This is a genomic window from Lacticaseibacillus nasuensis JCM 17158 (genome assembly GCF_001434705.1).
Taxonomy (GTDB): Bacteria; Bacillota; Bacilli; order Lactobacillales; family Lactobacillaceae; genus Lacticaseibacillus; species Lacticaseibacillus nasuensis.
Genome location: NZ_AZDJ01000001.1, coordinates 312,635 through 320,465, shown reverse-complemented (window position 1 = coordinate 320,465; position 7,831 = coordinate 312,635). Strand labels below are relative to the sequence as shown.

The window sequence follows — 7,831 nt, the reverse complement described above, 5'->3', positions numbered from 1 at the left end:
TTCTTACTGTATGTCAGGGTGACGACTTGGGCCTTAGATTCATCCGCATCATACGTTTGATTTTCAGGCTCAGTCGTCTGATCGTCAGTCAGTACATAACCAGTAATAACTTTGTTGATCGCTGCACCTTTAATATCCTTGCTGTAGTCGATTTCGGCTCCAGTAACCCCATCAATTTCTTGAGTGTCGTGGAGCTGCTGGTTATCAGGCCCAACGAACTCAACCATGACCTTCTGACCGCTATCCGCGGTATAGGTCACCGTTGCTGGCTGGGTTGGATCATTTGGTACCAACGTATAGCCAGTAGTCTTCCCAGTCGCCTTATCCGTAATCGGCGTCAACGTACCACCAACCGCCGTTGGCGTATAGCCTTCGGTATATGGCACGGTCCCGGCTGCTTTACCCGGATCCTTTGGATCCGTCGTATAAGTCTGTGGCTCACCTGGCTTGTCACTGCCCGCAGGGGTAATCGTGTAACTGCCGTTCGTACTGTAAATCAGCGTGACTACCTGGGCCTTAGATTCATCCGCATCATACGTCTGATTTTCAGGCTTAGTCGTCCCGTCGTCAGTCAGCACATAACCAGAAATAGCTTTGTGTATTGCGACCCCAGTTTTGTCTTTGTTGTAATCAATAGCATCGCCGGGTGTTCCATCAAATTCTTCAGCGGAATGACCAGCAATCTCATTACCATCTTGGTCAACAAATTTAACCGTGACCACAGCAATCACCGGCGTATAACTGATCACAATGTTGTCACTGATGCTTGCAAGTTTGGACAAATCAGGCGCTACATAACCTTTGGAACGATCGGTAGTGTCAATCGGCGTCAATGTAATCGAACTGACAACGGTGCCATCTGATTTCACCTCTTGTGCCTGAACATTAAAGTTCACAAACCCGGGAATGGTGAAACCCGTTGGATTTGATACTGTCTGCGGATCTGTGCTAGATTCATTCTCATCTGTAATCGGAGAAACTTGATACTCTGTGGTCGCAGCCACTCCCGCAGGTAGCGTCTGTCCAGACGCTGGCGTTATTTCGTAGCTACCGACTTTGGCATAATTTAACGTGATCGTCGCAGTAGGATTGTCGACGGTCAACGTACCAGTGGCAGGATCACCATTGTCAGCAAATGACTGAAAAGCGTAACCATCAATCTGTTGCTTGACGACATGATAGTCGATATTCCCGGCATCCTGGGCATTAATCGTATAGGTTGCAGGATCAGTCGGTAATACCTTGCCATCCTGGTCAACAGCATGAACATTAGCGAAGAACTGAGGTGTAAACACAAGTGAGTCCAGTTCAAAATTCTGGTTCGCATATGACGCACCAGTCGACGCGCTGATGAACAAGTTCATAAACTCATTGCCGTTAATCCAATCAGAGATATCTTTTGTCCAAACTTTGCCATCAAACTTAACAGTTAATAAATGCTTGGAACCCGTGTAATCCAATTCGATTGGTGCGTATTGCGATGGCAATGTAATGGCTTGTGGTTGCGACCCATCCGCACTGCTAGGGACATAAGTCGTTTCAGCCGCAGAGCCATCAGTACTGGTGGACATAAACGACCCAAAGGAACCGTTGGATACAAAACTGTTGGTATCCGAGCGATAATTTAGACCATTGCCGCTAGCGCTGTCTGTATTGTAATTCGTATCAATCTTAAAACCGAAAGCACCGGCCAAACCGCCAATCCCCATCGCACCACCGGTCTCGCCTAACTTGCTCATGTCGCCAGTTTTAAAACCAATCCCGATGCCGTCGCCAGAACCACTACCACCGGAGACTTTCACCTTGCCAGTTAACGTAAAGTCTTGATCCATATTAATCCGGTTGGCCAAAGTCAATTGCCCAGCCGTATTTTGAGGACCACTATACCCGTCGTTTGGAACGTTTTCAGAAGTAATCTGGGCTTGGCCATTATCATCGTAGTTATGCGCAACACCAGAAGACACAAACAAAGATGAGGCTGAACTAGAGTCAACGGTGATCTTCGCTGTGTTGTCCTCTGCGTAATATGAAACTTTAGCCGAATTTACCGGCTGACTTGTCTTGGTCGCGGGCTGATACTGGGCACCAGCGGTATCTGCTGAAGTCGTCTCACCCGTGGCTTGTTGCTTGTCGCCTTGACCGGCAGAATCTGAAGCAACATCGGAATCAGTCGAATCCGTTGCAGCAGCGACTGGCGCTTCTTCTGACTTGTCAGAGTCTGTTGCGGTCTTGTCTGCATTCACAGCGGGAGCCGTCGATGTCGCCACAGCACCCGAGTCTTTCTGACCGTCTGCTGACAACGTCACACTTTTCCCAGCAAGGGTTGAAGCTGGCGATTCAGTTGTGACGACGGGTTCGTCGTCTTCACCAGCGGTCGCAGCTGCAACGGGATGGGCCTGACTAGCTACTCCAAGGCCCAGACCGAAAAAGAAAATGGTCCCGAAAACCCACTGCTTGCCAGATTTCCACATTTTGACCCGTTCTTTTACAGACGCTTGGTCCTTATTTTTGAATATCATCAAAATCATCCCCTGAATGAGTCTTCGACATGTTAAGCATGCACTACGATGAAGCCTACACCTTTTGCGTATAAACTGCAGAAAAATGCTCATTTATGACGCAGAATTCGTCAATTAATTGAGCGGAAAGTGAGGATGTATATGCGATTATATTCCAAGCAAAAATAATGGCAGATGCCACGTATTTGATTGCGTCGCATCTGCCATTTATCATTTATTTAGGTTTAATCAATTATCCGAATATTCTATATTTAACAACATCGCTCTGAAAATACAAAAATATTCCATTACGTTCAACCATCACTGTGTAATCGATCTCGTCCTGCTCGTTTCGCAGCATATAACTGCGCATCGGCCCGGGCAATCACATCATCAATGGTCTTATCATTGCACCGAACCGAAGTGATCCCTGCCGACATTGCAATTACGATAGTTTGCCCATCGGAATCAAATTCATACTGGCGAAGTTGGCTCATAAAGGCTGCTACCAACGCTTCGACTTGATGACTTCTAGCACCGCCTGCGACAATGAGACTAAACTCTTCCCCGCCTGTCCGATAGAAGTCACACGGGAATGCCACCGTTTCGAGATAGTTCTGCCACAACGCCGTGAACTGTTGTAGTACCGTATCCCCTGCGAGGTGCCCATAGGTATCATTCACCGACTTAAAATGATCCAAGTCCACCATGACGAGGTGGATGGCCGGGGCCTGACCGCTGACTCGCAATGGCAGCCACCGGGCTAGATCAGCGTTAAACTTTGTCCGGCTGAACGCGTGGGTCAACACATCATGCTGTGTATCGTAGACCAAGTCCCGCAAGCGCCTTCGCCGATAGGCCAACAAATTATCGTAGCCGTGCGCGGCAAGTAACACCAAATACCCACACCCAATCACGAGCCCGGTTTCACTGGCGGGATAGGCATAGCTGGCCATGTCGAATAACCAGAACAACACTGTCATGCTAAAGCTCACCGCATGCAAGCGCCATGGATGGCCAGTCCACCAAGACTGATGGCGATTCACAACGACCGCAACCAACAACGTCGCCGCAAACCCGGCAGTCGCCCAGGCATTCCAATTCCAAAATGGCCAATAACTGATGAACGTGACCAGCAAGAATGCCGCATACGCTCGGCAATCCTTGAGTTTGACTGCGAGGTAGATCATCATGGCGTTGCGCAAGGCGTTAGCCGTCCAAGTGTAAGTCGAGCCAAATAGCCGCAGCATGCGAATCATCACCATCAACCCGCCCGCGTACACGACAACTAGCCACACCGCGCGGACAGTGGCACCCGTGTAACGCTTGACCAGCTGTGGGCCAACATCAGCAATCAATTCAACGGTGGCGACAAAGCCCATCATGAAGAAAAATGCCCAGAATAACGTATTCCAAAATAGCCCCACCAGAATTCCCCCAACAAATTAATGGTTTCAGGTTAACGCAAGAATGACTTGGACGCAAAAAGCGCCTCGAATAATCCGAGGCGCCACCCGCTTATGCTTGCCCGGCATACCGCAAGACAAACAATTCAAACGCGAGATTTTTATCGATTTGGCCTGTTTTCATCTGGGTCTCGGTGTCCACCAAACCAAGATAAGCAGACGCCAGCGACCCAAGCGCTAAGTGTCGCGCGCTTTGAATCGCCAACTTGACGCGGTAAGGATGGACCTTCAGCGTTTGCGCCAAGGGGCCTTGCGCATACCCTTTTTGCATCAAGACCTTGACCTGCAGCAACAATTGGAACTGATTCTCCAGCAGGTTATTGAGACGAATCGGCTCTTCTTTTTGGAGGAGCAGGTCCCGGTAAATACTCAATGCTTCTGCCGTATTCTTGGCGAGGACCGCACTCACCAGGTCAAACACGCGATCTGTCAGCTCTCTTGGTACCAATGCCGAGACTGCCGCTTCGTCTAGTTCGGCACCGTTTGCCGCATACAATTTCAATTTCGGCACCGCTGCTAGCATCGCCGTATAGTTGGCGTTTGTGCGCCGAGTCAGCGTGTTTAATCCACCTGGGGTAATTGTCACGCCAGCCTGGCGAAGTGAGGTAGTAATGGCGCGTTTAGCCGCGGGCTCATCCAGCGTGGCGGTGTCGACCACCACCGCACTTTTTTTCAAGGCTTTGGTCAGTCGTTTGCGCTCATCAAGTTTCTTATATGGGGCCACGATGACCATGACGGTAGACGGCACCGGATTCTTGAAGTAGGCCGTGAGACTGTCTAAATCATGCTCAACCTTGCCGCCGGTTTCACCACTCAAAAAATATGGCGACTCAATGATCACTTCGCGGTAGTCGCCAAAAAACGGCGGCGACTGCGCGTCATCCAGCGCCACAGACACCGCTGTTTCGCGCATGTCGTACCGGGCAAGATTCATCGTCGCCTGGTCCTCTGAAATCAGCGCAGTCAATGCCGCCAAGGCCTGATCACGCAGCGCTGTTTCCTCGCCCAGTAGCAGCACTAACGGCGGAATGCGCTTGGCCTTCAGCTGATTGATGAGTTCACCGACTTGCATATGTTTCCTCTTTTACTAAGAATTGATGAATTTGGCCGCCTTCCACCCACGCCATGCCACCCAGGTCGGTGCGCCAGATTGGTACTGCTAGGTTGGCAAAGGTTTGCAGTGTTTCCGGGTGAGGGTGGCCGTATCGATTCGCTACCCCGGCCGAAATGAACGCCCCCTTCAAGTTCAAAGCGGCGATGAACGCGGGGTTCGAACTGGTATCGGAGCCGTGGTGACCGACTTTCAGGTAATCGACGGCTAACCCTAACGGCATCAGCGTATTGACCTCGACGCCTTGATCCGCGTCGCCAGTCAACAGCCACCGGTCAGGTCCTATCTTACCATAGAGGACCACGGAGTCGGCGTTTTTGTCGGTGGCCGTCGCCTCGGCAGCTGGCGACACCACTTGTAGCTGTAACGCGCCATACGACAACACCGTGCCCGCCGCCACCTGTCGCACACTGCCCACTCGCCCGGCAGCGGCCTTAGTGATATATGGATCTTGAGCGGCGCTAGCCGTGGTGATGAGTTGGGTGACCGCGATGCCGTGCGTTACGATGGCAGCATCCCCGACGTGATCGGCGTCTGGATGCGTCAAGACCAAGGCATCTAGTCGGGTGATCCCACGGGCGGCGAGATAGTTCAAAATTGCGCGCTGTGCCGGCGGGTTGCGCATCACGCCGAATCCGCGACCGCCGGTATCGATCAGGACCACCCCTTGGTCGTTTTCCCCTTCGAGCAAAATGGCGTCGCCTTGCCCCACATCAAACACCGTGACGCGGGCCAACGGGTGATAATGGGCGACTTCCCAGGCCAGTACGCCCCACAGCAATACAGGCCACCACCGGCGCCCGCCTAGCGCGCGCAAAATCACGCCTACCCCAACGACCGCTAAGGGTAACCCAATCGCGCCGACCACCAGCAGTCCCGGCAACTGGGCACCGGCTGAAAGGCCGTGTTCCAAGCGACCTAAGGCGAGCTCCAATCCCCCCGTCAGCGGCCCAGCCGGCCACACCACCGCCACCACCAGCAATGGCATGATGGCCAACTCAAAAATTGGCAACAACAACCAATTAAACGCGCCGGTGAGCACATGCACGCGAAACGTGTGAGCGATGATTACCGGCGCAGACAGTAAGCTCAATCGCCAGCTGACGCCCCAAGCTGACCGTTGCGACATGAGTAGCAAGGCTCCGGTCAACAGGTAGCTCAGCTGGCCGCCAAATGTGTACAGGACATACGGCCGCCACACCAAGTTAAGGGCCAAGACGGCACTGAAACAATCCAGGCTGGACCAGGCCCAATGCCACCGCTCATTGAGTAGCATCACTACCCGCATGCCGACCGCGCGAACAATCCCTGCTCCCAAGGGCAGGATCACCAATAACGTTGGCAGGGTGGCAATGAGCACCCAGTCAACGTGTTCCTTGGCTATCTTGAGCCGGTCGGTCAGCCAATACAGGGCCCCAATCAAAGCAAATAGATGCAACCCAGACACCGAAAACAAATGAAAGATACCAAGATCCATGTAGGTTTGCCGAACATCATCGAACTCGGCATCTAACTGACCCAACAACAAGCCTTTAGCATAGCTGCCCACCCGCTGGGGCAGCTGCGCCATGCGCCGCAGCAACGTCACGCGCCAGCCATTCAGGGTGGCGATCACGCCACCACCTGGCACGGCGACAAGTTGGAGCGGTTGCTTGGGAATCTCATACGCGAGCTGGCTACTGGCCCAAGCGTAATCCGCATAATCAAACTCGAATTGATTACGCGCGCCCGTCAAGCGTTGTGGCGGGCCGCTCCAGGCGATTCCTTGCGGCGCGCTGGTGGTTGCCAGCTGGGCTTGTTGGGCCTTGGTCGCCGTCACCAGCCCGCTGACCGGGACACCATTTGCGGCGGTGCCGGTAAAGCTCACCGTGCCGTCTTGCAGCCGCCAATCAGGGGCCTGCACCGTAATCACCCCTTGAGGCAGTGGCGGATTGGTATGCGCGGCCTGAGCCCGCCAGCCAATTGCAACGCCAAGGCCAATCGCTAGCATCACCGGCCAATGCGGCAACGCCCGGGTGACCAGCAGCACCCAGACCAAGGCCAAGCCACCGAGCCAGGCCGGCCCCATTGGCAACAGCATGCCGCCAATTAGCGCGACGACCCAGAAGATACCTTGCCGCGTCATGGGCCGACCGTCACATTTGGGGCCAGACTGGCAAAGATTTTCTCGCCGATGCCGCTGACTTCCTTCAGCTCCTCAACCGTTTTAAAGCCGCCGTGCGCATCGCGGTAGGCGACGATATCCGCCGCGCGTTTCGGGCCGATGCCACTGAGACCTTCCAGGTCGGTGGCAGTGGCGGTGTTAAGGTTGATGACCGGCGTACCGTCACTGGTCGCCGTGGTGGCGGCACCGGTGGTTGCGGCCGGCGCGGGTGTTTCGCCTTTGGTCGGGACGTACAGACTCTCCTCATCGTTGGCAATTTTCGCCAAGTTAAGCCCACTGGTATCCGCCTGCTTGGTCACCCCACCGGCGGCCTGGACCACGGCGTCCCACCGCGTCTGGCCGGTGACCGGATACAATCCGGGATGGGCAACGGCGCCTTGAATATACACGTAGCCGGCTTGGGCATGACTACTGCTGGTGCTGGCGCTTGCAGTCAGACTTTGACTGCTCGTGGTCACCGTGAGGTCCGCGCGCGGCGGCGTTACCCATTGCCAGCCAAAATACCCCGCCACGCCAAGTCCAACCAGCAGCACCACCCAGTAGTCACGAAGCCATTCTCGAATCACGGTGATGGTCATGTGCTCGCCTCCTT

The 7,831-nt window shown here is 53.8% G+C and carries 5 protein-coding genes; all 5 read right to left on the bottom strand.

Features of this window, described 5'->3' with window-relative positions; all coding sequences use genetic code 11:
* Nucleotides 1-2,528: lectin-like domain-containing protein (locus tag FD02_RS01555; RefSeq protein ID WP_235806654.1), on the bottom strand; the 2,528-nt coding region annotated here is incomplete at its 3' end.
* 284 nt (nt 2,529-2,812) lie between these two features.
* Complete coding sequence (locus tag FD02_RS01550; protein ID WP_056949957.1) at nt 2,813-3,925, bottom strand: GGDEF domain-containing protein; 1,113 nt, start codon at nt 3,923-3,925, stop codon at nt 2,813-2,815.
* Between the two features lie 91 nt (nt 3,926-4,016).
* Nucleotides 4,017-5,036 carry a DNA polymerase III subunit delta gene (gene holA / locus FD02_RS01545; RefSeq protein ID WP_056949956.1) on the bottom strand — a complete coding sequence of 340 codons (1,020 nt, stop codon included), beginning with the start codon at nt 5,034-5,036 and terminating at the stop codon, nt 4,017-4,019.
* Entirely contained in the window at nt 5,023-7,200 is a 2,178-nt protein-coding gene (locus FD02_RS01540; protein WP_056949955.1) for a ComEC/Rec2 family competence protein, read from the bottom strand. The genes holA and FD02_RS01540 overlap by 14 nt, the downstream gene beginning before the upstream one ends.
* Entirely contained in the window at nt 7,197-7,811 is a 615-nt protein-coding gene (locus tag FD02_RS01535; RefSeq protein WP_191980319.1) for a helix-hairpin-helix domain-containing protein, read from the bottom strand. The genes FD02_RS01540 and FD02_RS01535 overlap by 4 nt, the downstream gene beginning before the upstream one ends.
* Nucleotides 7,812-7,831 lie beyond the last annotated feature (20 nt).

What these genes read in the sequence shown, in the direction of transcription:
- holA (WP_056949956.1), bottom strand. Translation starts at nt 5,036, where the DNA reads ATGCAAGTCGGTGAACTCATCAATCAGCTGAAGGCCAAGCGCATTCCG.
- FD02_RS01540 (WP_056949955.1), bottom strand. Translation starts at nt 7,200, where the DNA reads ATGACGCGGCAAGGTATCTTCTGGGTCGTCGCGCTAATTGGCGGCATG.